This window comes from Collimonas sp. GW821-FHT07E08 (genome assembly GCF_059418905.1).
Genome location: NZ_JBWKQR010000017.1, coordinates 66,603 through 88,453, shown reverse-complemented (window position 1 = coordinate 88,453; position 21,851 = coordinate 66,603). Strand labels below are relative to the sequence as shown.

The window sequence follows — 21,851 nt, the reverse complement described above, 5'->3', positions numbered from 1 at the left end:
CCGTTTGAATGTTGGATTGTTGAATTATTGAACTGGATTCTGGCACAGACTGGATGGCTCCGGCAAAGGATTCAGTGAACTGGTTCAGGCGGCTTCGCTGATGCGGCGAGCGATGGCTTCGCCCATCTCGGTAGTGGATGCATTGCCGCCCAGGTCGGCCGTGTGCGGTCCGCTCGCCAGCACCGACTTGACCGCGGCGACAATAGCGTCATGCGCCTGCCGTCCGGCGCCGCTGCCGCCTGTGAGGAAGTCGAGCATCATGGCTCCCGACCAGATCATGGCGACCGGGTTGGCGATGTTCTTGCCGTAGATGTCGGGTGCGGAACCGTGCACCGGCTCAAACAGCGACGGGAAATTGCGTTCCGGGTTCAGGTTGGCCGACGGCGCCAGGCCGATGGTGCCGGTGCACGCCGGGCCCAGGTCAGACAGGATGTCGCCGAACAGGTTGGAGGCGACCACTACGTCGAAGCGCTGCGGCTGCAATACAAAGCGTGCGCACAGGATGTCGATATGCTGCTTGTCCCAGCTGATGTCCGGATAGGCGCCGGCGACTTCCGCCGCCCGGGCGTCCCACCAGGGCATGGAAATCGAAATGCCGTTGCTTTTGGTGGCGACGGTGACGTGCTTGCGGGGCCGGGTCCTGGCGAGTTCGAACGCGTATTTCAGCACCCGCTCGGTGCCGCGGCGCGAGAATACGGCCTGCTGCATGACGATCTCGTTGGGCGTGTCCTGGTACATGATGCCGCCGACCGATGAATATTCTCCCTCGGTGTTTTCGCGCACGATCATCATGTCGATGTCGCCGGCGTTGCGTCCCGCCAGCGGGCTGCGGACGCCTTCGAAGGTCTGCGCCGGGCGCAGGTTGATGTACTGGTCGAATTCGCGCCGGAATTTCAGCAGCGATCCCCACAGGGAAATGTGATCGGGGACGATCATCGGCCAGCCGACTGCGCCAAAATAAATCGCATCCATCGGCGACAGCTGCGCTTTCCAGTCTTCCGGCATCATGCTGCCGGTTTGTGCGTAGTAATCGCAGCTGGCCCAGTCGAATTGCGTCAGTTCCAGAGCGATGCCGAAGCGTTTGGCGGCGGCGCCGACCGCGCGCAAGCCTTCCGGCATGACTTCCTTGCCGATGCCGTCGCCGGGAAGCACGGCAATTTTGTATGTGCTCATCATTTATCCTCTTTCATCGGTGTCGGCGGCGCCGGGCAGGGTGTCCTTGTCATTTGCGTTTTCCTATCCTGTACACGCGTCGCAGCTGCAGCCGGACCGCGGATTTGGTTTAAGATCACCACAGAGAATAAAGACAGGGTCAAATGATATGGCAATCCCGCAGACAATGCTTTCGGTAGTGGCCCGCGATGAGGTTCATTTGCAGTTTACGTTGAAAGAGGGCATCGACACCGGGCAATTTTTCAAGACGCTGGGACAGCTCTGGGAGTCGGAAATAACCGGCATTGCCGATCCAACGCTCAACCGGCATCATCAATTGACCGGCGGCAGTGCGAATATTGTCCTGGGGTTCAAGCCTGAACTATGGCGGAAGGCTTGTCCGGCGGATGTCCCGGATAATCTTTATTCTTTTGACAAGGATGTCGTAGGCGCCGACGGCAAGATCGCCCCCGCTGCCCAGCAGGACGTCTGGATCTGGATCACGCAATCAAACGCCGCAACCCTGTATGACAGCATGAGCAAAGCGGTGTCGCTGCTGGGTCCTTTTGCCGATCTTGCCAGCGAGCAGATTTGCTTCCCTTATCACAACAACGTGACATTCGACGGCTTTGCGGATGGCGTTGCGAATCCCAATCCGTTCCGCGCCAACAGCGTGGCCATCATTGCCGACGGCGAAAAGGGTGCGGGCGGGTCAACCGTGCTGATCCAGAAATGGAAGATGGATGTTGAAAAATTAAGGAGCTTGCCTGTTCACGAAGCTGAAAACGTCTGGGGCAGGACCAAGGCTGGAAGCCACCAGCTATCGCCTTTGCCGGAAGATTCCCATGTCGGCAGGAACCAGTTCCGGAGAAACGGCGAAGAAAAGGATATCGTCCGCAGGAACGCCAATTACGGAAACGCGAAAGAGGCGGGCATCATGTTTGTCGGTTTTTGCAGCGACATCACGGTCACGATGGGAATGCTTGAACAGATGTACGGCGTAGGCCCCGACGGTGTCTCGAAAACCGACCGGCTGCTGGATTTCTCTACCGCACTTTCCTCGGCGATCTATTTTGTGCCGAGCCTGGATGCATTGTCGAAAATGCATATCTCGCCCGCGGATCCTGACTGATTTCTGGTTCAACTGCCTGGCAAGGCAGTTCTCCAAGGCAAAGCCGCATGGAGAATATTTGTCTAATCAGACATCGTGCATGTTTTTTGAAAATAATATATGATGATCGTCATGCCGATTAAGCCAACCCGCCCAGGCGCCAGGCGCGCCACCCAGAGCCGCAAGGAAGCGACGCACGACCGCATCGTCGAGGTAGCCGCGCGCGCGATCCGGCGCAGCGGTTATGCCGGCACCGGGGTGGCGGATATCATGAAGGAAGCCGGCCTCACGCACGGCGGCTTTTACGCGCACTTCGACTCGCGCGAGACGCTGCTGGCTGAAGCGGCTGACAGCGCCGGCGCCGAAGCGGTGAGCTTGTCGGCTGACATCGCCGCTGCCGCCGCGCCGGGGCAATCCTTGCAGGCAGTGATGCAAGCCTATTTATCGCAGCAGCACCTGGAAGACGTCGAGAACGGCTGCCCGGTGGCCGCGCTGGGCTCCGAGATGCACCGCCAGGCGCCGGAGGTGCGGCACGCGGCCACGCGCCACATCAAGGCGATGATCGATATGGTGGCCCGCCAGCTGCCCGACTGGGGAACGCCGGGCGCGCATGAGCAGGCGATGTTCATGGTCTCTTCGATGGTCGGCACGATGATAATGGCGCGGGCGGTCGACGATCCCAGGCTGTCCGCCGCGTTGCGCGAAGCGGCGCTCAGGCATTTTTCCGAGGCTGGCAAATAAGGCCGGCCTGGCAGCCGACGTTCCGGGCTTTTTTTTGATACAAAATATGACGATCGTCATATTAAATGATTACACTGAGAGGAAACACAATGAACAGCAAGATCGCAATCGTGACCGGAGCGTCATCGGGCATCGGCGAAGTCACCGCCGAGCAGCTCGCCAGGGCGGGTTACAAGGTGTATGGCAGCAGCCGCCGTGGCGCGCAAGGGCAAAACGGCAAGCGCGCATTCCAGATGCTGGCGCTGGATGTGACCAGCGACGAATCGGTGGCGGCCGCCGTCAACGAAGTGCTGCGGCTTGAAGGGCGCATCGACCTGCTGGTCAACAACGCCGGCTTTGGCGTCGCGCCCGCTGCCGCCGAAGAGAGCTCGATCCTGCAGGCGCAGGCGATTTTCGACACCAACTTCTTCGGGATCGTCAGGATGATCCGCGCCGTCGTGCCGCACATGCGGCAGCGCGGAAGCGGGCGCATCATCAACATCAGCTCGGTACTGGGTTTTGTGCCGATGCCGTACATGGCGCTGTACTCGGCCACCAAGCACGCGGTGGAAGGCTACTCGGAATCGCTGGACCAGGAGCTGCGCACCCAGGGCATCCGTGTTTCGCTGGTCGAACCGGCCTACATCAAGTCGGCGTTCGACGCCAACCAGCTGCAGCCCGACCAGGCGCTCGACGAGTATCGCGACCTGCGCGCCGGACTGGATCTGCGCGTGAAGGAAGCGCTGGAAGGCGCGGATGGTCCGGCCGTGGTGGCCGAGACGGTGGTGCAGGTGGCGCTGGCGGCGACGCCGAAAGTACGCTATACCTCGGGTGCGCTGGCCGGCCGCCTGCGCTTCCTGCGCCGGTTCGCGCCCGCCGCGCTGGTCGAAGCCGGCGTGCGCAAGGATTTGCGGCTTGACTCCCAGCCTGCGCTGCGCAAACCTGTCACGGCTCTGCCACAATAATCTACGATAAAACGGGAGCAGCACATGAAAGCCTACTTCATCAACCGCTACGGCAAATCGGATGTGATCACCTCGGGCGACCGCCCCGAGCCGGTACTGCGCGACGACGACGTCCTGGTGCAGATCCACGCTGCCGGCGTCAATCCGGTGGACAATAAAATCCGGGACGGCGAATTCAAGCTGCTGTTGCCGTATAAGATGCCGCTGATCCTGGGCTGCGACCTGGCCGGCGTGGTAGTGCGCATCGGTGCGCGCGTGCGCCGTTTCAAGGTGGGCGACGAAGTCTATGCGCGGCCGGACGACGACCGCATCGGCACCTTTGCCGAATTCATCGCAATCAAGGAAGGTTCGCTGGCCCTCAAGCCGGGCAATTTGACGATGGAGGAGGCCGCGTCGATTCCGCTGGTGGCGTTGACCGCATGGCAGACGCTGGTCGAAAAAGGCCAGCTGAAGAAAGGCCAGAAAGTGCTGATCCACGCCGGTTCAGGCGGCGTCGGCACGATCGCGATCCAGCTGGCCAGGTACATCGGCGCCACGGTCGCCACCACCGCCAGCGCGGCCAACGCCGACATGCTGAAAAGCCTGGGCGCCGACATCGTCATCGATTACAGGAAAGACGATTTTTCAGCCAAGCTGAACGATTACGACCTGGTGCTCGACACGCAGGGCGGCGACACGCTGAAGAAATCCCTGAGCGTGCTCAAGCCAGGCGGCAAGCTGATCGGCATTGCCGGCCCACCGGATCCCGACTTCGCCAGGCAGCGCGGCATGAACGGTTTTCTCCAGCTGGTGATGGGACTGCTCAGTTACGGTATCCGGAAAGCAGCCAGGCGCAGCGGCGCCAGCTACTCCTTCCACTTCATGAGCGCCAGCGGCCAGCAGTTGAGCGAAATCGGCAAGCTGATCGAAGCCGGCCACATCCGGCCGGTGGTCGACCGGGTGTTCCCGTTCGAGCAAACCAGGCAGGCGCTGGACTACGTCGAAACCGGGCGCGCGAAAGGGAAAGTCGTGGTCAAAGTGCGCTAGTTGAGATCACGTTGCCCATCCAGAAAACGGCCAGAAGGGCGGGTTTGTAGAAAATCCGCCGGCCCGCCCGGGTGTGAAAATACTACAAGCCGGCCCCGGTTTTTGTGGTAGCGCCCGCCAGCCGGGCAACCCTATAGTCTCCCTGCGTCACACAGACGCGGCACATAAAAAACAGAGGAGACGATAGTGATGAATAAACTCGCCTATGCCGGTGCGCTTGCCGGCCTGGTGTTCCTGATGCCGGCCGCTTCCGCAGCCGATTCCTGCAGCGTTCCGCAATTGAAAGTACTGGCCCAGAAGACCCTGGGCCTCACCACGCTTGAGAAGTCGCTGGCCGACTACCGCAAGGCCAGCGGCACCCAGGTCGACCTGGTGTATTTCGGCGAAAACGACCGCCGCGGCAAGTCGCGCCTGGACGCCTCCACCAAGGCCGGCGCCTACCAGGTCTACTACGTGGACGAAGCCAACGTGGCAGAGTTCGCCGCCGCCGGCTGGATCCTGCCCTTGCTGAAATACTATCCGCAGGAATACGACTACAACGATTTCCTGCCCGGCCGCCGTGCCGTCGCCAGTTACAAGGATGTCGCTTATTTTGCGCCGCTGTATGGCGGCGGCGACTTCCTCTATTACCGCAAGGACTTGCTGGACAAGGCGCACATTGCGGTGCCGAAGACGCTGGAAGAACTGCAGGCCGCCATCAAGAAGCTGAATAACCCGCCGGCGGTCTACGGCTGGGTGGCGCGCGGCCAGCGCGGTTCGGGCATGAACGTGTGGCGCTGGTCGCCGTTCTTCACCGCCGTGGGCGGCGAATGGGTCGGCAAGGACGGCAAGGCCGGTTTCAATTCGGCGGCTGGCGTGAAAGCCACGCAAACCTACATGGACCTGCTGAAGTACACGCCGCCCGGCACCGCCACCTACGACTGGAGCAATGCGGTCGAAAGCTTCCGTGCCGGCAAGGTCGCCTTCATGATCGAGTCGACGCCGTTCGCCGACTGGATGGAAGACCCGACCAAATCGTCGGTAGTAGGCAAGGTCGGCTATGCACGGCCGCCGGCGCCGTTGTCTTCGGCAGGTTTCGGCCACGGCTTTGCGATTGCCGCCTACGGCAGCAAGGATGAGTGCACGCGCCAGGCAGCCGGCAAATTCATCGCCTGGGCCAGCAGCAAGGAGCAGGAGCAGGCGCGCCTCAAGGACGGTGTGTTCAGCGACTATAACCGCAGCAGCACGATCGGCAGCCCTTACTTCCAGCAGCATGTGCAGCCGGGAATCGTCGCCGGCCTGAACGCGATCACCGACACCACCAGGCTGAATATCTGGTCGTCGCCGCTGTGGCCGCAGGTTGGCGATAACCTTGGCGTTGTGCTGGAAGAACTGTTCACCGGCACCCGTACCGACGCCAAGGCCGCGCTGGACGACGCCGCCAGGTATACCGACGCCGTCATCGCCCGCGCCGGCCGCCGCAACTGAGCGCCGCTCCGGATAACCAGGCGGTTCCGGTCCGGCGCCGCCTGGCGCAGCCTTTCGAGAAACGACAATGAATAAACGCCATAGCTCTTCCTTGCCCTATGTGTTCCTGCTGCCGCCGCTGCTGATACTGGCCGTGCTGGCGCTGGTGCCCACCATCGGCGCGATCTACCTGGCGCTGCGCGACCGCATGCTGCAGTACGCCGACAGCCATTTCGTCTGGTTCGAAAATTTTTCACGGCTGGCGGCGGACCGCCGCTTCCTCAACGCCATCAAGGTTTCCGCGCAATGGGAAGCGGTCACCGTGCTCGGCACCCTGGTGGTGGGCGTGCTGCTGGCGGTCTGGCTGTTCGAGAAAACTTCGCCCCGCACGCGCAACCTGTTGTCGGTGCTGCTGATCATCCCGGTGCTGCTGCCGAGGGTGTCGGCGGCCTTCCTGTGGAAATTCATGTTCTCGCCCTTGCTGGGCATTGTCAGCTGGCTGCTGGGTTTTGTCGGCCTTGGCAACATCGCGTTCCTGTCTGATCCCGGCCTGGCGCTGCTGGCGGTGGCGTTTGTCGATGTCTGGCAATGGGGCCTGTTCTTTGCCGTGATTGTGCTCAAGCTGCTGGAAACCTTGCCGCCGGAACCGCTGGAAGCGGCCCGCATCGACTATGCCCGCAGCTGGGAAGTGTATGCCCTGGTGGCGCTGCCGATGCTGCGGGCGCCGCTGGTCAGCCTGGCGCTGATCAAGATGATCGAGTCGCTGCGTTCATTCGACCTGATCTACGTCATGACCAAAGGCGGTCCCGGCATCGCCACCGAGACGCTGGACATGTACGCCTATTCCCAAGGCATCGGCCTGTCCGGCGATATCTCCTACGCCTCGGCGATGGCGGTCCTGATGATGGTGCTGACCACCGCGCTGTTCACAATCATTTGGAAGCGAGCGAAAAAATGGCAAGAATAATTGCAGACATGCCGGTGGCGGCCGAAGTGCAACTGACAGCGCCCGGCAAAGCTGCCGCCCGAGGCAGCCTGGTGCACGGGTTATCCAAGACGATCAGCTGGCTGGGCCTGGCGCTGCTGGTGACGGTGGCCTTGTTCCCGGTGTTGTGGGCGTTTCTGAATTCGCTCAAGGAATTGATGGATATCATCTCGCCGACGCCGCGCTTCCTGTTCCGGCCGACGCTGGACAACTATCGGCAGGTGCTGCACACGCCGGAAGTGCTGTCGGGCTTGTACAACAGCATCCTGGTGGTGGGTGCCGCAGTGGGGCTGGGGGCGCTGCTGGGCGTGCCCGCTGCTTACGCCATCGCCCGCTATCCGTTCCGCCGGCGCGACGATGTCCAGTTCTTCGTGCTGTCGCTGCGTTTCCTGCCGCCGGTGGCGGTGGCGATTCCGCTGATGGCGGTCTGGATCGACCTTGGCGTCTATGACACCCGTTTTTCGCTGATAGTGACCTATCTCCTGACTACCTTGTCGACCATCATCTGGCTCTCGATCCCGGCCTTCCAGCGGGTCCCGCGCGAAGTCGAGGAAGCCGCGACCATCGACGGCTACGGACCGTATGCGGTGTTCTGGCGCATTGCCTTGCCGATCGCGTCCAAGACCTTGCTGGGCGGCGTTGTATTCAGCTTTGTGCTGGTCTGGAACGAACTGATGATGGCGCTGACCCTGACTTCGCAACAGGCCGCGACGCTGCCGGTGATCGCCGCCACTTTTACCTCGATGGGACAGGAAGTGCCGTGGGGCGTGGTCAACGCTTCCACCGTGCTGCTGGCATTGCCGCCGCTGGTGTTCCTCGGCTTGCTGAGCCAGCTGCTCAATTCCATGCTCAAGCATCGTTGAGCTTTGCGCAAGACCAGACAAGACAAAAAACGGAGCAGCGCCGTCTCGCTGCGCTAACAAGATAATGGAGTAGATGATGAAAGCCCTGGTTCTCGAAAAACAGCATGACATCCGGTTGCGCGAGATTGACTTGCCGCTGGCCATTGGTCCGCGCGACGTCAAGATCAAGATCCATACGGTCGGCGTCTGCGGCAGCGACGTCCATTACTACCAGCATGGCAACATCGGTTCCTTCGTGGTGCAGGAACCGATGGTGCTGGGACATGAAGCCGCCGGCGTGGTGACCGAAATCGGCGCCGACGTCAGGCACTTGCAGGTAGGCGACCGCGTCTGCATGGAGCCGGGCGTGCCGGATTTCGAATCGAAGGCGGTCCGGCTCGGCCTCTACAACCTCGACCCGGCCGTGCGCTTCTGGGCGACGCCGCCGGTCCACGGCTGCCTGACGCCGTTTGTCTCGCATCCGGCCGCGTTTACTTTCAAGCTGCCGGACAATGTCAGCTTCGCCGAAGGCGCAATCGTCGAACCGCTGGCGATCGGCTTGCAGGCCGCCACCAAGGCCAGGATCAAGCCGGGCGACCTGGCGGTGGTGATGGGCGCCGGCACAATCGGCATGATGACGGCGCTGGCGGCGCTGGCCGGCGGCTGCAGCCGGGTGGTGATCTGCGACCTGGTGCAGGAAAAACTGGACCTGATCCACGCCTATCCCGGCATCACCACGGTCAACCTGCGCCAGCAGTCGCTGCTGGAGGTGGTCACCGGCCTGAGCGGCGAGTGGGGCGCCGATATAGTGTTCGAGGCCAGCGGCAGCGACAAGGCTTACGACGGCATCTTCGACCTGTTGTGCCCGGGCGGCAGCCTGGTGCTGGTGGGTTTGCCGGCTGACAAGGTGGCGATCGATATCGTGGCGATCCTGGCCAAGGAAATCCGCATCGAATCGGTGTTCCGCTATGCCAATATCTTCCCGCGCGCGCTGGCCTTGATCGCTTCCGGCAAGATCAATGTCAAGCCATTCATTTCGCGCTCGTTCAAATTCGCCGACGGCGTCGCCGCCTTCGACGCGGCCGCCAGCGGCAATCCGCACGACGTCAAGATCCAGATCGAATTGGAGTAAGCACCATGGCCAGCATTGTTTGCGACAAGCTAGTAAAACATTACGAAGGCAATCCGGTGGTCCACGACTTCAGCATGGAGATCGCGGACGCTGAATTCATCGTGCTGCTCGGCCCTTCCGGCTGCGGCAAATCGACCATCCTGCGCATGATGGCGGGGTTGGAGGAAATCAGCGGCGGCGCCTTGCATATCGGCGCCAGGCAGGTCAATGACTTGCCGCCGCGCGAACGCGATATCGCCATGGTGTTCCAGAACTACGCCCTGTATCCGCACATGACGGTGTACGACAACATGGCCTTTGGCCTGCGCCGCCTGAAGACGCCGGAAAGCGAGATCGGCCAGCGGGTCGGGCAAGTGGCGCAGATGCTCAGCCTGGAGCCGCTGCTGCAGCGTAAGCCGAAGCAGATGTCAGGCGGCCAGCAGCAGCGGGTAGCGATCGGCCGCGCCATGATCAAGACGCCGGCGGTATTCCTGTTCGACGAGCCGCTGTCCAACCTGGACGCCAAGCTGCGCGCCCAGCTGCGCGGCGACATCAAGCGCCTGCACCGGCAATTGGCGACCACCTCGGTCTACGTTACCCACGACCAGCTGGAAGCGATGACGCTGGCCGACCGCATCGTGCTCCTGAAAGCGGGAAGGATCGAGCAGGTCGGCACGCCGGCGGAAATTTACAACCACCCGGTATCCAGGTTCGCCGCCGGATTCATCGGCACGCCGGCCATGAATTTCATCGATTGCGTCGCCAGCCATAAGGATGGGATGACCGTGCTCGACAGCGGCCAAGCCCGGTGGCGCCTGCCGCAATCGTTGTTTGCCATCGGCGACGACCAATCCGTCGTGCTCGGGGTAAGGCCCAACCACATGTTCACCACCAGCGCCGGCGACCAGCAGGTTGAAATACTGGGGCAGGTCGACCTGGTGGAACTGCTGGGAGCCGAATCGCTGGTCAGCCTGCTGCATGCCGGGCGCGAAATCACTGCGCTGGTGCCGGCCAACCGTTGCCCGCGGATGGGGGAGCAAGTATGCTTTAATGTCTCGATGAACGACCTGCATGTGTTCGATGCAGAGACAGGTCGCAGCCTGGTAGTGCGCCATTGATATTTATTGGCTACAGACAACAACAGGAGACGACACCATGCAGCCAGACCTTGAGCTTATCCAGAAAGTGCAGTACCAGTCGTTCCGCGTCTGGTCGCATGGTTATCCGCACCAGGTGGCGCGCTGGCACTACCATCCCGAGTACGAGCTGCACTACCTGCGCGAGACCCGCGGCAAGATGTTTGTCGGCGACTACATCGGCGATTGCGGGCCGGGCAACCTGGTGTTCACCGGCCCCAACATTCCGCACAACTGGGTGAGCGAACTGGCGCCCGGCGCCAGCGTGGCGGAGCGCGACCTGGTGCTGCAGTTCGGCGCCGAATTCATACAGGATTGCATGGCGCTGTTTCCCGAATTCGGCCAGGTGCAGAACCTGCTCGACGAAGCGCGCCTTGGCGTCCAGTTCGGCAAGGAAGCGGAGGCGCGCGCGCATGAAGCGCTGAGCGCCATGCTCAACGCCAGCGATACTCGGCGTGTGATCTTGTTCCTGGACCTGCTGGATTTCCTGTCGCATGCGCCGCGCGTGCGGCTGGCCAGCCCCAGCTACGACCCCAGCATCGACCAGCGCCGCAACGCCGTCATCAATCAGGTGCTGGCGTATATCCTGGAAAACTACACCGCCGACCTGAGGGAAGCCGACGTTGCCGAGCTGGCGCGCATGGCCGGCGCCGCCTTCTCGCGCTTCTTCCGCAAGAATACCGGACTGACCTTCGTCCAGTACGTCAACCATCTGCGGCTCAACCGCGCCTGCGAACTGCTGATGAACAGCGAGCTGTCGGTGACCGATATCTGTTACCGGGTGGGCTTCAATAACGTCTCGCATTTCAATCACCAGTTCTTGCAGAAAAAGCAGATGTCGCCGTCCAAGTTCAGGGCCTGCCATCTTACGCAAGGCAGCTGCGGATCCAGCCAGTCCGCAACCCAATAAAAAAGAAGGATTCATTCATGTACCTGGGAATCGACCTCGGCACTTCCGAGATCAAAGCCATGCTGGTGGATGGCGGCAACAAAGCGATCGCCAGCAGCGCCGTCAAGCAGAGCATCGGCAGGCCCTATCCGCTGTGGTCGGAACAAAGTCCTGAAAACTGGTGGCAAGCGACCTGCGACGCCCTGGATCAATTACGGGCAGCGGCGCCGGCGGCATTTGCCGCGGTGCGCGCGATCGGCGTCTCGGGCCAGATGCACGGCGCCGTCCTGCTCGATGCGCGCCATCGTGTGCTGCGGCCGGCGATCCTGTGGAACGATAGCCGTTCTTTCGCCGAATGCATCGAACTGGAAGCGCTGGTGCCGGAATCGCGCCAGATCACCGGCAACCTGGCCATGCCGGGTTTCACCGCGCCCAAGCTGCTATGGCTGCAAAAGCATGAGCCGGCCGTGTTCCGCAGCATCGCCAAGGTATTGCTGCCCAAGGATTACCTGGTCTACCGCCTTACGGGTGAACTGGTGTCGGACATGTCGGATGCCGCGGGCACCTTGTGGCTGGATGTCGCCCGGCGCGACTGGTCGGAGCGCATGCTGGAGGCGACCGGCCTGGGCCGCGAGCAGATGCCTGCCTTGATCGAGGGGCGCGATGTGGCCGGCCAGCTGAAGGACGACCTGGTCCGCCAATGGGGCTTCAGCGGCAAAGTGCTGGTAGCCGGCGGCGCCGGCGACAATGCCGCCGCGGCAGTCGGGGTGGGGGCCGTGGCCCCCGGCAGCGCCGTGGTGTCGCTCGGCAGCTCGGGCGTGATATTCGTCTCGAACGATCATTTCTCGCCGAACCCGGCGCAGGCGATGCATGCTTTCTGCCACGCCTTGCCGCAGCGCTGGTGCCAGATGAGCGTAACGCTGGCCGCCACCACCAGCCTGTCATGGGCTACGCGCCTGACCGGGCACAGCAGTGAAGCGGCGTTTGCGCGGCTGGCGGAAGACGCCGTGATCGAAACGGCGCCGATTTTCCTGCCCTACCTGAACGGCGAACGCACGCCGCACAACAATGCCCAGGCCAGCGGCATGTTCTTCGGCCTGAGCTCGAATACCGATGCCGCTGCGATTGCCTATAGCGTGATGGAAGGCGTGGCATTCTCGCTGGCCGACGGCTACGCAGCGCTAGGCACGGCAGGCACGCGCATCAGCCAGGCCGTATTCGTCGGCGGCGGCGCCCGCAGCCGTTTCTGGGGCTCGCTGGTAGCCTCGTCCTGCGGCTTTGCGCTGCAGCGGCCGGTCGATGGCGACCTTGGCGCTGCCTTCGGTGCTGCCCGGCTGGCGCGCATGGCGGCTACCGGCGAAGCGGCGGAGGTGGTGTGCAGCAGCTTGCCGGGGGATGAGCTGATTGTGCCGTCCGCCGCGCTAGCGGCACGTCTCAAGCCGCGCTATGAACGTTACAAACGCTTGTACCTGGCGACGAATGACAGCACGCTGCAACAGCCGCGGACGGGCTGAACCGAATGCCGGCATCACAGGCGGCGGCCCAGGATCAGTTGGTACCGGGCCGCCGCCTGCTGAACTTGCAATTTCATGCGCGGGCGGCAAATCGCATGGCTGCCGAGTTCATGCAATAGCGCAGGCCGGTCGGCTTGGGGCCATCGTCAAATACGTGCCCCAGATGAGCATCGCACAAACGGCAAGATACCGCCGTGCGCTGCATGCCAAAACTGCGGTCGGTTTCGCTGACAACGTTAGTTGCTGAAATCGGTTGCCAGAAACTCGGCCAGCCGGTGCCCGATTCGAACTTGGTTTTGGAGTCGAATAGCGCGGTATCGCAGCAGATGCATCGATACAAGCCATCTTTGTGGTTATTCCAGTCTTTGCCGGTAAACGGCCGCTCCGTTCCTGCTTGACGTGCAACCAGGTAGGAGGTCTCGGAGAGCTGCTTGCGCCAGTCAGCGTCGGTCTTTACCAGTTTCGGGAGGCGGACCGTCTTGTCGAGTTTTCCCGCAGGAGAAAACAGATCGATGGTCACTTCAGTGCCCGGGTTTGCAGTGGCCAGCGGCGCCGCTACGGCTCGCCCCAGCAAGCTGCCGGCCGCGACGGCGCCCAAGCCCATTTTCATGAACATGCGGCGCTGGGCATTCGGCGCGGTTGCACCGGCCTTTGCCTTGTTATCCGGGATATTCATATCGCCTCCTAGCCAAAAGTGAATGCGAACGCCTGAGCGCCGCCGTCGAGAAATTCGATGGAAAAGGTGTGTTCGCCGACATTGCCAGTCTGCCTGATCAGCTGATAGAGCCGTTGTTCTCGGACTGTGCCGTCGCCTTTGTCGCCGATGTCAGCGCCGTGCGATTGCATAGGCGGCTGGCCGTCAAGCGTGACGCGAAACCGCACCGGCTTTCCGTCCGCGCCGGGGCCAATCACCAAATGCAGGTCGCGTGCATAAAAGCGGAAAGAGATCTTGCCTGTTGCGCCGGCCAGCACGGCTTTTTCCTTGTCGACTTGCCACTTGCCGTCCAGCCCCCACTGATTGAGCGCCAAGGGCTTCGGCAGCCGGTATTCGGCCACACGGTCCGGCTGAAGCTCCGGCGCTGCCGCGAAGTCGTCGGCACGTTCATACCCCAGGTAGGTCTCCGGCGACTGCATATGCTCGTTGTCGGCCGCGGCTTGCACGCCGCCGGCATGGATCGATGCAGCCGGCGCCGGAAGGTTCTTTGCGCCGGCGTCAGCCAGAAGCTGGCGGATCAGCATTTCCGATTCGTCATAGTTGCCTTCGCCGAAATGATGGCCTCGGATCCGGCCTTGCGCGTCGATAAAGTAATGTGCCGGCCAATACTGGTTATTGAAGGACTGCCAGATGCTGAAGTTGTTGTCCAGCGCCACGGGATAGCCGATGTTCATTTCATTGACCGCGCGCTGCACGTTCGTCAGGTCTTTTTCAAAGGCGAATTCAGGAGCGTGGATGCCTAGCACGACCAGGCCATAGTCCTTGTATTTCTCGCTCCAGGCCTTGACGTAAGGAAGGGAGCGCAGGCAATTGATGCAAGAGTAAGTCCAGAAATCGACCAGGACGACTTTCCCGCGCAATGCCTCTGGCGTCAGCGGCGCTGAGTTGATCCACGCCGTCGCGCCCGCCAAAGAAGGGAGCTGGCCTTCAACGCCCGGCTCCCGATGTTTCCCCGCGCTGCTCATCATGGCGTTGCCGCCGCTCATTGCGATGGCAGCATCGTCGGCAGGCGCGGGCTTGATCCGTTCAATCAGGGATTGTTCCAGGCGGTTGGTGCTGTTGAGCGACAAGCGCGTCAGGACATCGGTGTCCCAGCCGGCGGCAATGGCGACGACAGCCAGCAGAATCGCCACGCCCAGGCCGCGCCGGATCCATTCGCCCGCGCCCAGCGATTTTTTCATCAGCGTGAAGACGCGGCCGCCAATCAGCAATGCGGCGCCAAGCGATGTTGCCGCACCAGCCGCATAGGCAAACAACAACAGCGAAGTGTGCGCATTCGGACCGGAAATGGCTGCGCCGGTGAGCACCAGCCCCAGGATAGGACCGGCGCACGGCGCCCACAACAGGCCGGTGGCGATGCCCAGCAAGAACGCCTGCACCGCGCCGGAACCGCCCTGGTTATCCGATGCGCCTTGCACCAGGCGGTTTCCCAGCGAAACGAATGGCTTTGCAACCATATCGGCCAGGCGCTTGGACAGCAGCGTCAGCGCGAATGCCGCAAGCATGACGAGCGCCAGCACGCGGCCATATTGGTTGATATGCACAGCCCAGGCGCCGCCTACCGCCGCCAGCGACGCGATGCCGGCGAAGGTTGCGGCCATGCCGGCCAGCATCGGCAGGCCGGACCGCAGGAACGGCTGTTCGGCACGGGCAAACACGAAAGGCAAAACCGGCAGGATGCAAGGGCTGAGAATGGTCAGCACGCCGCCAAGGAACACCAGCAAAAACAAGATCATTTTTTCTCCGTTATCAATGCGATCGGCATCGTGTCAGCTGCGGCAATGCAGTCTTTCACCGTTTCCCGGGCTACAACAGATTAGTCGCCGGTTCCGCCAAGTCATTACAACAATATTCTGCGCCGAATGGCGCGTGACGTTGAGGGCGGATCCGATAATTGCACCGAGGGATTCCAGGAAAACAGGGTAGGGCAGGAGGGAGGGCAAATGCATTACAAATGAATGACAATTTGGTCATTCCAAATGGGGCAGGGGCGCATGACCGCTGTTAATCATGCGTGGGCCTGGCGCGACAGGCGGTTTCCACGCGTGGAATGCTGCAGGCCTGAATTCACAGGCCTGCGGCCGGTTTAAGCTTTCTTGAAACGGCTTGCCTCTTCAGATCCTGAGGTGGCATTGCCCTTGCTGTAGGAATGCGCGCCTACCCCTGCCAGCTTGCCGCCTTGAACGATCAGGTACTCGTCGCGGATCGGCCGGTTTTCGAAATAGCATTCCAGGATTTCCCGGGTGCCTGCGGCATAGCGCGTCTGCGCCGAGAGGCTGGTTCCGGAAATGTGCGGCGTCATGCCATGGTGCGGCATGGTGCGCCATGGATGGTCGTTCGGAGGCGGCTGCGGGAACCAGACGTCGCCGGCATAACCGGCCAGCTGTCCGCTCTCCAGCGCGCTGACGATGGCGTCGCGGTCGCACAGCTTGCCGCGTGCGGTGTTGATCAGGTAGGCGCCGCGCTTGAAATTTTTCAGCGACTTCTCATTGACCATGTGCTCCGTTTCCGGATGCAGGGGGCAGTTGAGGGTGATGACGTCGCATACCTTGCTGAGGCTTTCCAGGCTGGAGTGGTAGGTCAGGTTCAACTCTTTTTCCACGGCCTCAGGCAGGCGGTGGCGGTCCAGGTAATGCAATTTGACGTCGAACGGCTTAAGCAGGCGCAAGACCCGCAAGCCGATGCGGCCGGCGGCGACCGTACCGACATTCATGGCTTCCAGGTCATAGGAGCGCGCCACGCAATCCGCGATATTCCAGCCGCCCTTGACCACCCAGTTGTAGGACGGAATGTAATTGCGCACCTGTGCCAGTATCATCATGACGACGTGCTCGGCCACGCTGTGGCTATTACAGTAGGTCACTTCGGCGACCGTGATGTTGCGCTCCATCGCCGCCTGCAGGTCGGTGTGGTCTGAACCGATGCCGGCCGTGACGATCATTTTCAGTTTCCTGGCCTTGGCGATGCGCTCGGCGGTCATGTATGCCGGCCAGAACGGCTGGGAAATGACGATCTCGGCATCCGGCAGTTCGCGGTCGAGAACGCTGTTGTCGCCGTCTTTGCTGGAAGTGACCACCAGTTGATGGCCCTGGGCTTCCAGGTATTTGCGCAGGCCTAGTTCGCCCGAGACGCTCCCCAGCAACGCGCCGGGCTTGAAGTCGATGCCTTTCGGCGTAGGCAGGCTTTGCCCATCCGGATAGCGTTCCGGCTGCGGCAGGTCGTCGCGGGCGTAGGTTTTCGGATAGCCGGTGACCGGGTCGTCATACAGAACACAGACAATTTTTGCCATTTGAATCCTCCTGGTAGGTTGATGTCGTTGCCGTTGCTGGTTTACAAGCAAGGCGACATGGAGGATTCTGGGCGGTTCACCGTCAACGATCCAATACCGTAAAGCAATCGTTCAATACACGCCGCTTATCAAACTGTCGAAGCGCGCCTGCAGCGGTGTCTTGAGCGCCATTTCAAGCGCCGCCGCGATGACCGGCGAGTAGGTATCCTGGCGGCGCACGACGAGACCTATGTCGCGCGAAAGTCCAGGGGTGATCGGCGCCATGGCGATTTCCTGCCGCAACTCGATCAGGCTCAGCACACTGTGCGGCACAATCGCGCAAAAATCGCTGCAGCGCAGCTGGGAATACAGGGCGAAAATCGAATCGCTCTCCATGCGGATGCGCGGGCTGACGCCTGCGCGCCGGAAGGCGGCGTCGACGATGCGGCGGCTTTGCATGTTGGCGGTCAGCAGGCACAAGGGCAGTTCCGCCACCTCGGCCCAGGTCAATGATGTCCGGCCTTGGAGCACGGAACCGTTACGCACGGCGAGCACGTAACGCTCAACAAACAAAGGATAAACCTGGAAACCCTCCATCGACTTGTCGTCCATGAAAGTCAATCCTATATCGATGTCGCAGGTATCCAGGCGGCGCGCAATTTCATCGGAAGACAGAGACAGGACGGTGACCTTGATCTGGTCGTAGCTGGCCTGGCAGGACTGGGTCAGCAAGGGGACGATCGGCATCGTGGTTGGAATGGCGCCGATGCGCAAGGTTCCGGACAAGTTTTTATGCGCATCGACAGTCTCCTGGCGCATTGCGTCATAGCTCGACAGCATCTGCTGCGCCCAGCCGACAACGCGTTCGCCTTCCGCCGTCAACCCCTCATAATTCCTGCCGCGGCGCACCAGGCTGAGATCAAGTTCCTTTTCAAGGTTGCGGATGGCATTGGAAAGAGCCGGTTGCGATACATGGCATGCTTCTGCGGCGCGTGAGAAGTGTCCTATGTCTGCCAATGTCACCAAATATTTGAGCTGTCTTATAAACATGGAAACGATAAGGATTTCGACCCGGCTACGTTATGAATACCCGCCAAAGCAGGTTTTCCAGGCGGTTTTGCAATCGAGGCGATTGCGGCTGAAACGTATATTACGTTATTCCCATTAAAATATAACGTTTGGATGCAAATGACAGCGGACGGATCCCCGCCGAGTAGTTGAAACTTCCGAGGTTTCTTCCAATATTTCACCTGGCCGGCTCCGGCAAATCAACCCATCTTTCCGGGTTCGCCGAACCATTGCGACGCGGCTCGCGCAGCTTCCTCGTGACTGGGGGCGGCCTCGGCAGCCCAGGCGACGACGCCGTCGGGGCGTACCAGTACAGCGCTCAAGCCCAGGCGATCCTTGGCGTCACTGGCAACATACGCGATCCGATCGCCCCAGCCGCCTGCAAGCGCCTGAAACGGCCTGCCAGCGTCAAAGTCCAGGAACAGGCCGTTCCCCTTGCTGAGGAGCGCACCGAGCTTTGTCCCATCGGCCAACTCGAAATCAGGAGCGCTGCGGCCCACCAGAGGGTGGCTGCCGCCAAGCTCGTAACGGAGGGAAACACCCCATACGCGCTCGGCGAAGTATGTTGCGCCGTCGCGCGTGTCGATGAGATCGCGGATGATCGCTTCGAGCGCGCGCGAATGCACGCTTGGCCGCATCAGCGCGACTTGGGCGCGTGACCAGTCAAGGACCTGGGCTCCCACCGGCTGCCGTTCACTCGAATAGCTGTCAAGCAGGCCGGCCGGCGCGCGGCCGCGGATGGTAGCAGCAAGTTTCCAACCAAGGTTCATGGCGTCGCCAAGCCCGAGGTTAAGCCCCTGGCCGCCCAAAGGGGAGTGGATGTGCGCGGCGTCGCCGGCGAGCAGCACCCGTCCTTTGCGGTAGGCCTTCGCCTGGTAAGCGCGATCGGTCCAGGTGGCGGCAAGCTGGAGGGCAGCCAGGGTGACCTCGGCGCCGGAGATACGGCGTAACACCGCCTGTACGTGCTCAAGTGTGATCGGCTGGGTCCGGTGGAAAGCGCCGCCGTCGAACTCGACCATTGCGATGGTCCCGGGCCGCGATTGAAAATACATGCCGGTCGGCGTGTAGGTGCGGCCTGAGCCAAGCTTGCCAGGGTCGCCAATCTCGACCTGGACGGAATAGCCGGTGAATTCGGGATCGGTGCCGGCGAACTCAAAGCCGCCTGCCTTGCGCACCGTGCTGCGGCCGCCGTCACAACCGACGAGCCAGCGTCCGCGAAAAGTTTCGCCATTGGTTCGAATGGCCACTTCATCATCCGACTGGTCGATGTCTTCGACGCCGAGGCCGCGCCTGATTTCGACCCCCATCGTGCTTGCGCGAGCGGCCAAGGCGGATTCGATGCGCTCCATCTCAGCCGCCATGTTGGTGGTGGCCGGGCTTGGCAGGCGATACGGCCATTGCGAGGCATCGACGTTGTCGTAGTCGAACGGGATGCCGGCGAAATGGCCGGCCTGGCGGCGCGGCTGTTGCATCTCCGGCCCGGCACTTGAGGCAGGGCTGTTTCCCGCGCCATCTTTCGCGCGGGGCGGCGTCGTTATGTCGTTCAACAGCCCGCGACGGTAGAAAGCTTCGATGGTGGGCGCTGATAGTCCGCGCATGCCGAACGGCAGCCGCTTTAACGGGGAACGCGGGTCCTCGGCTTGCTCCAGCACCAGCACCGAGATGCCTGCGAGCCGGAGCTCACAGGCGAGAAATAAGCCGACCGGACCTGCGCCGGCGATCACGACGTCATGAATCATGGAAAATTCCTTCAGCGCCTTGGCGCCAAGATGTATTGTCAAAAAGGAGAAGGGCGGTTCGCTGACGATCAGCAGTGGTAAGCAATCCGCAAATGCAACGCAACTTGCCGCCTTGGCGGCGGAGTTTCAATTCATCGTCCCGATCGAGTCAGAAACGTGTGAATGGCGTTCAGCGTGCAGGCTCAGGAATGTGAGCCGGCTGGGGCAACCTCGATTGGCAAGTGTGGATTTTGCGCTGGTTTCAGCTGCTTCAATATGGATCATGAAACAGGAAATGTGCATCGGGATTAAATTTCCCGATGCGCGTGATATTGGATAAAAAGTCGCAAGGTGTCAAGTTGCCGGATAGTGCTACATGATTGCTTGATCGCGTCGGGCAAGAAAACCATCGAGCAGGCATCGTTGATCGACGTTGGCGCCGGCAGCAAGGACGGCAAGGCGCCGCCGACACGTTGCATATTGACTATGCCAGCGCTTAAACATTGCCGTAAAGCGCCCGCGGGCGATCATTCAGCGTTTCCGCAAGGATCTTCAACGCCACGATCAGGTCTTCCCGCGACGAAGCGCTGGAAAGATTGATTCTTACGCCGTGTTCGCTTTCCGAGCGATCGACAGCAAATGCCGAAGCCGGCATCACACTAACGCCGCGCGCCTTTGCGTTGGCTGCGAAGTCATCGGCGCGCCAGGGAGCTGGCAGGACCAGCCAGATAAACATGCATGCGGGATCACTGCTGACCTGTGCGCCGTTGAGTATGCCATGCGCCAGATCGTGGCGATATTTCAGTTCTTTGCGTTGCGCTGCGAGCAGCTGGGTTGTGATGCCGTTTTCGATCCACAAGGAGGCGATCAGCATGGAGATCGGCGCCGGCATCCAGGCGGTGGTGCGCACCGCTTCGGCGGCAATCGCGGCACGGTGCGGCGGTGTCGCCAAAAAGCCGAGGCGCAAGCCAGGAGCCAGCAGTTTTGAAGTCGACGAAATGTGATACGTGCGCTCAGGGCACAAGCTTGCCAGCGGCGGCAGGCGCTGATCGACCAAGGGGCCGTAGACATCATCTTCAATGATCTGAACGTCATGGCGCCGAGCAATTTCCGCCAGCGCGGCCCGGCGCTCCAGGCTCATGACAACGACGGTAGGATTCTGGAAGTTCGGCACGATGAAAATCGCCTTCACCTTGCGTGTTGCGCACTCGCGCTCAAGCACTTCCGGCAACATGCCCTGAGCGTCGCTGGCCACTCCGACGATCTCGAAATGGAATACCGGCGCCAATGCCTTCAAGCCATAGTAAGTCAAGCGGTCCGCCAGTATTGCACCGTCGATTCCCATCAGGCTGTTCATCACCGCGTACAGCGCATGCTGCGCGCCGCTGGTGACAACGACATTCTCAGGGTCCGGCTCAAAGCCGGGCGCCGCCATCCATTTCGCGCCAGCGGTCCTGGCCCAGGACGGACCTTGCGGCGGCTGATACTCCTGCAATTCGACAAAACGCGGATCTTTCGGCAGAACGGCCATGGTCAGCGCCAGCTGGTCAAGATAATCGCGCGTCGCCGGACGGTTCACGGTCAGGTCAATGCCGTTGGAATGGGACGGGCCGACGGCCGGCACATGCGGCATCGCGCCGCCGGTCACCATCGAACCGCGCCGCTTGCTACCGATCACCAGTCCGCTTAGCTGCAATTCGCGATAGCTGCGCGACACGGTCGAGACATTGATGCCCATTTCCTCCGCCAGTTGCCGCTGCGGCGGCAGGCAACTCCCCGGCGCATAGACACCGCTGCGGATGTCGGCTTCCAGCTTGGCAGCCAGCTCCTGGTAGGTGAACGGTTTTGCCAGTCCGGGGCCGCGCAGGGGAGGGGCGAAACGACGATTTTCGTGTTTTGGCAAGAGAATGGCTCCATACAAAAATAATTTGAATCGTGCAAACACGGGCATTGTAACCCAGTCTTGTTCTTCCAATTATCAACAACATTGCTGGTAGATAAGAGTTTGTGGCTGCCAGAAAGGAAGGATAAAAATATCTTGTACCCATACAAAACTTATGTAAATATGTGAATTGTAAATTTTGTGTGGATACTAAAATTATTTGTATTCCCATCTAAAGTAGAAGAGCACGCCCGGTGCGGACGGTCTGCAGCGGAAAGCTCGGCGTACTTGGACATTCCTTTA

Annotated in this window: 19 protein-coding genes; 12 read left to right on the top strand and 7 right to left on the bottom strand. The window is 61.3% G+C overall.

Annotated elements, in window-relative coordinates:
• Positions 1 to 84: 84 nt before the first annotated feature.
• Positions 85 to 1,176, bottom strand: coding sequence for a tartrate dehydrogenase (locus AC07RZ_RS20365; protein WP_494669332.1), 1,092 nt, complete (start codon positions 1,174 to 1,176; stop codon positions 85 to 87).
• 145 nt (positions 1,177 to 1,321) lie between these two features.
• Here AC07RZ_RS20365 and AC07RZ_RS20360 point away from each other — a divergent pair, with 145 nt between their 5' ends.
• From AC07RZ_RS20360 to xylB, 11 genes are all read left to right on the top strand, one after another.
• Positions 1,322 to 2,284, top strand: coding sequence for a Dyp-type peroxidase (locus AC07RZ_RS20360; RefSeq protein ID WP_494669331.1), 963 nt, complete (start codon positions 1,322 to 1,324; stop codon positions 2,282 to 2,284).
• A 99-nt stretch (positions 2,285 to 2,383) separates the two neighbouring features.
• A complete protein-coding gene (locus tag AC07RZ_RS20355; RefSeq protein WP_494669330.1) occupies positions 2,384 to 3,004 on the top strand; it encodes a TetR/AcrR family transcriptional regulator in 621 nt (206 codons plus the stop codon).
• A gap of 89 nt (positions 3,005 to 3,093) precedes the next feature.
• Positions 3,094 to 3,948, top strand: a complete 855-nt coding sequence (locus AC07RZ_RS20350) for an oxidoreductase (protein WP_494669329.1) — start codon at positions 3,094 to 3,096, stop codon at positions 3,946 to 3,948.
• A 24-nt stretch (positions 3,949 to 3,972) separates the two neighbouring features.
• Positions 3,973 to 4,974 (top strand): NADP-dependent oxidoreductase, encoded by a 1,002-nt coding sequence (locus tag AC07RZ_RS20345; RefSeq protein WP_494669328.1) that lies wholly within the window; start codon positions 3,973 to 3,975, stop codon positions 4,972 to 4,974.
• A 189-nt stretch (positions 4,975 to 5,163) separates the two neighbouring features.
• Positions 5,164 to 6,441, top strand: a complete 1,278-nt coding sequence (locus AC07RZ_RS20340) for an ABC transporter substrate-binding protein (RefSeq protein WP_494669354.1) — start codon at positions 5,164 to 5,166, stop codon at positions 6,439 to 6,441.
• Positions 6,442 to 6,508: 67 nt separating this feature from the next.
• Positions 6,509 to 7,387, top strand: coding sequence for a carbohydrate ABC transporter permease (locus AC07RZ_RS20335; RefSeq protein WP_494669327.1), 879 nt, complete (start codon positions 6,509 to 6,511; stop codon positions 7,385 to 7,387).
• On the top strand, positions 7,375 to 8,268 hold the full coding sequence (locus AC07RZ_RS20330) for a carbohydrate ABC transporter permease (RefSeq protein ID WP_494669326.1): 894 nt from the start codon (positions 7,375 to 7,377) through the stop codon (positions 8,266 to 8,268). Before AC07RZ_RS20335 ends, AC07RZ_RS20330 begins: the two co-directional genes overlap by 13 nt.
• Positions 8,269 to 8,344: 76 nt before the next feature.
• Entirely contained in the window at positions 8,345 to 9,379 is a 1,035-nt protein-coding gene (locus AC07RZ_RS20325) for an NAD(P)-dependent alcohol dehydrogenase (protein WP_494669353.1), read from the top strand.
• Positions 9,380 to 9,384: 5 nt separating this feature from the next.
• Positions 9,385 to 10,476 carry an ABC transporter ATP-binding protein gene (locus AC07RZ_RS20320; RefSeq protein ID WP_494669325.1) on the top strand — a complete coding sequence of 364 codons (1,092 nt, stop codon included), beginning with the start codon at positions 9,385 to 9,387 and terminating at the stop codon, positions 10,474 to 10,476.
• 37 nt (positions 10,477 to 10,513) lie between these two features.
• Positions 10,514 to 11,404: an AraC family transcriptional regulator gene (locus AC07RZ_RS20315; RefSeq protein ID WP_494669324.1), complete on the top strand. Its 891-nt coding sequence runs from the start codon at positions 10,514 to 10,516 to the stop codon at positions 11,402 to 11,404.
• A 17-nt stretch (positions 11,405 to 11,421) separates the two neighbouring features.
• The gene (gene xylB / locus AC07RZ_RS20310) at positions 11,422 to 12,897 is read left to right on the top strand and encodes a xylulokinase (protein WP_494669323.1); all 1,476 of its coding nucleotides are present in this window, start codon (positions 11,422 to 11,424) and stop codon (positions 12,895 to 12,897) included.
• A gap of 73 nt (positions 12,898 to 12,970) precedes the next feature.
• Here xylB and msrB read toward each other — a convergent pair whose 3' ends face one another.
• From msrB to AC07RZ_RS20285, 5 genes are all read right to left on the bottom strand, one after another.
• Complete coding sequence (gene msrB, locus AC07RZ_RS20305; protein WP_494669322.1) at positions 12,971 to 13,573, bottom strand: peptide-methionine (R)-S-oxide reductase MsrB; 603 nt, start codon at positions 13,571 to 13,573, stop codon at positions 12,971 to 12,973.
• 8 nt (positions 13,574 to 13,581) lie between these two features.
• Positions 13,582 to 15,348 carry a cytochrome c biogenesis protein DipZ gene (locus AC07RZ_RS20300; RefSeq protein WP_494669321.1) on the bottom strand — a complete coding sequence of 589 codons (1,767 nt, stop codon included), beginning with the start codon at positions 15,346 to 15,348 and terminating at the stop codon, positions 13,582 to 13,584.
• A gap of 350 nt (positions 15,349 to 15,698) precedes the next feature.
• On the bottom strand, positions 15,699 to 16,901 hold the full coding sequence (locus AC07RZ_RS20295; protein ID WP_494669320.1) for an NAD-dependent formate dehydrogenase: 1,203 nt from the start codon (positions 16,899 to 16,901) through the stop codon (positions 15,699 to 15,701).
• 111 nt (positions 16,902 to 17,012) lie between these two features.
• On the bottom strand, positions 17,013 to 17,930 hold the full coding sequence (locus tag AC07RZ_RS20290) for a LysR family transcriptional regulator (RefSeq protein WP_494669319.1): 918 nt from the start codon (positions 17,928 to 17,930) through the stop codon (positions 17,013 to 17,015).
• 218 nt (positions 17,931 to 18,148) lie between these two features.
• Positions 18,149 to 19,687, bottom strand: a complete 1,539-nt coding sequence (locus AC07RZ_RS20285; RefSeq protein WP_494669318.1) for an FAD-dependent monooxygenase — start codon at positions 19,685 to 19,687, stop codon at positions 18,149 to 18,151.
• Here AC07RZ_RS20285 and AC07RZ_RS20280 point away from each other — a divergent pair.
• Positions 19,686 to 20,006 carry a hypothetical protein gene (locus AC07RZ_RS20280; protein ID WP_494669317.1) on the top strand — a complete coding sequence of 107 codons (321 nt, stop codon included), beginning with the start codon at positions 19,686 to 19,688 and terminating at the stop codon, positions 20,004 to 20,006. The genes AC07RZ_RS20285 and AC07RZ_RS20280 overlap by 2 nt on opposite strands.
• 156 nt (positions 20,007 to 20,162) lie before the next feature.
• Here the strand turns inward: AC07RZ_RS20280 and AC07RZ_RS20275 are convergent, their stop codons facing one another.
• Positions 20,163 to 21,569 carry an aminotransferase-like domain-containing protein gene (locus tag AC07RZ_RS20275; protein WP_494669316.1) on the bottom strand — a complete coding sequence of 469 codons (1,407 nt, stop codon included), beginning with the start codon at positions 21,567 to 21,569 and terminating at the stop codon, positions 20,163 to 20,165.
• Positions 21,570 to 21,851: the final 282 nt, after the last annotated feature.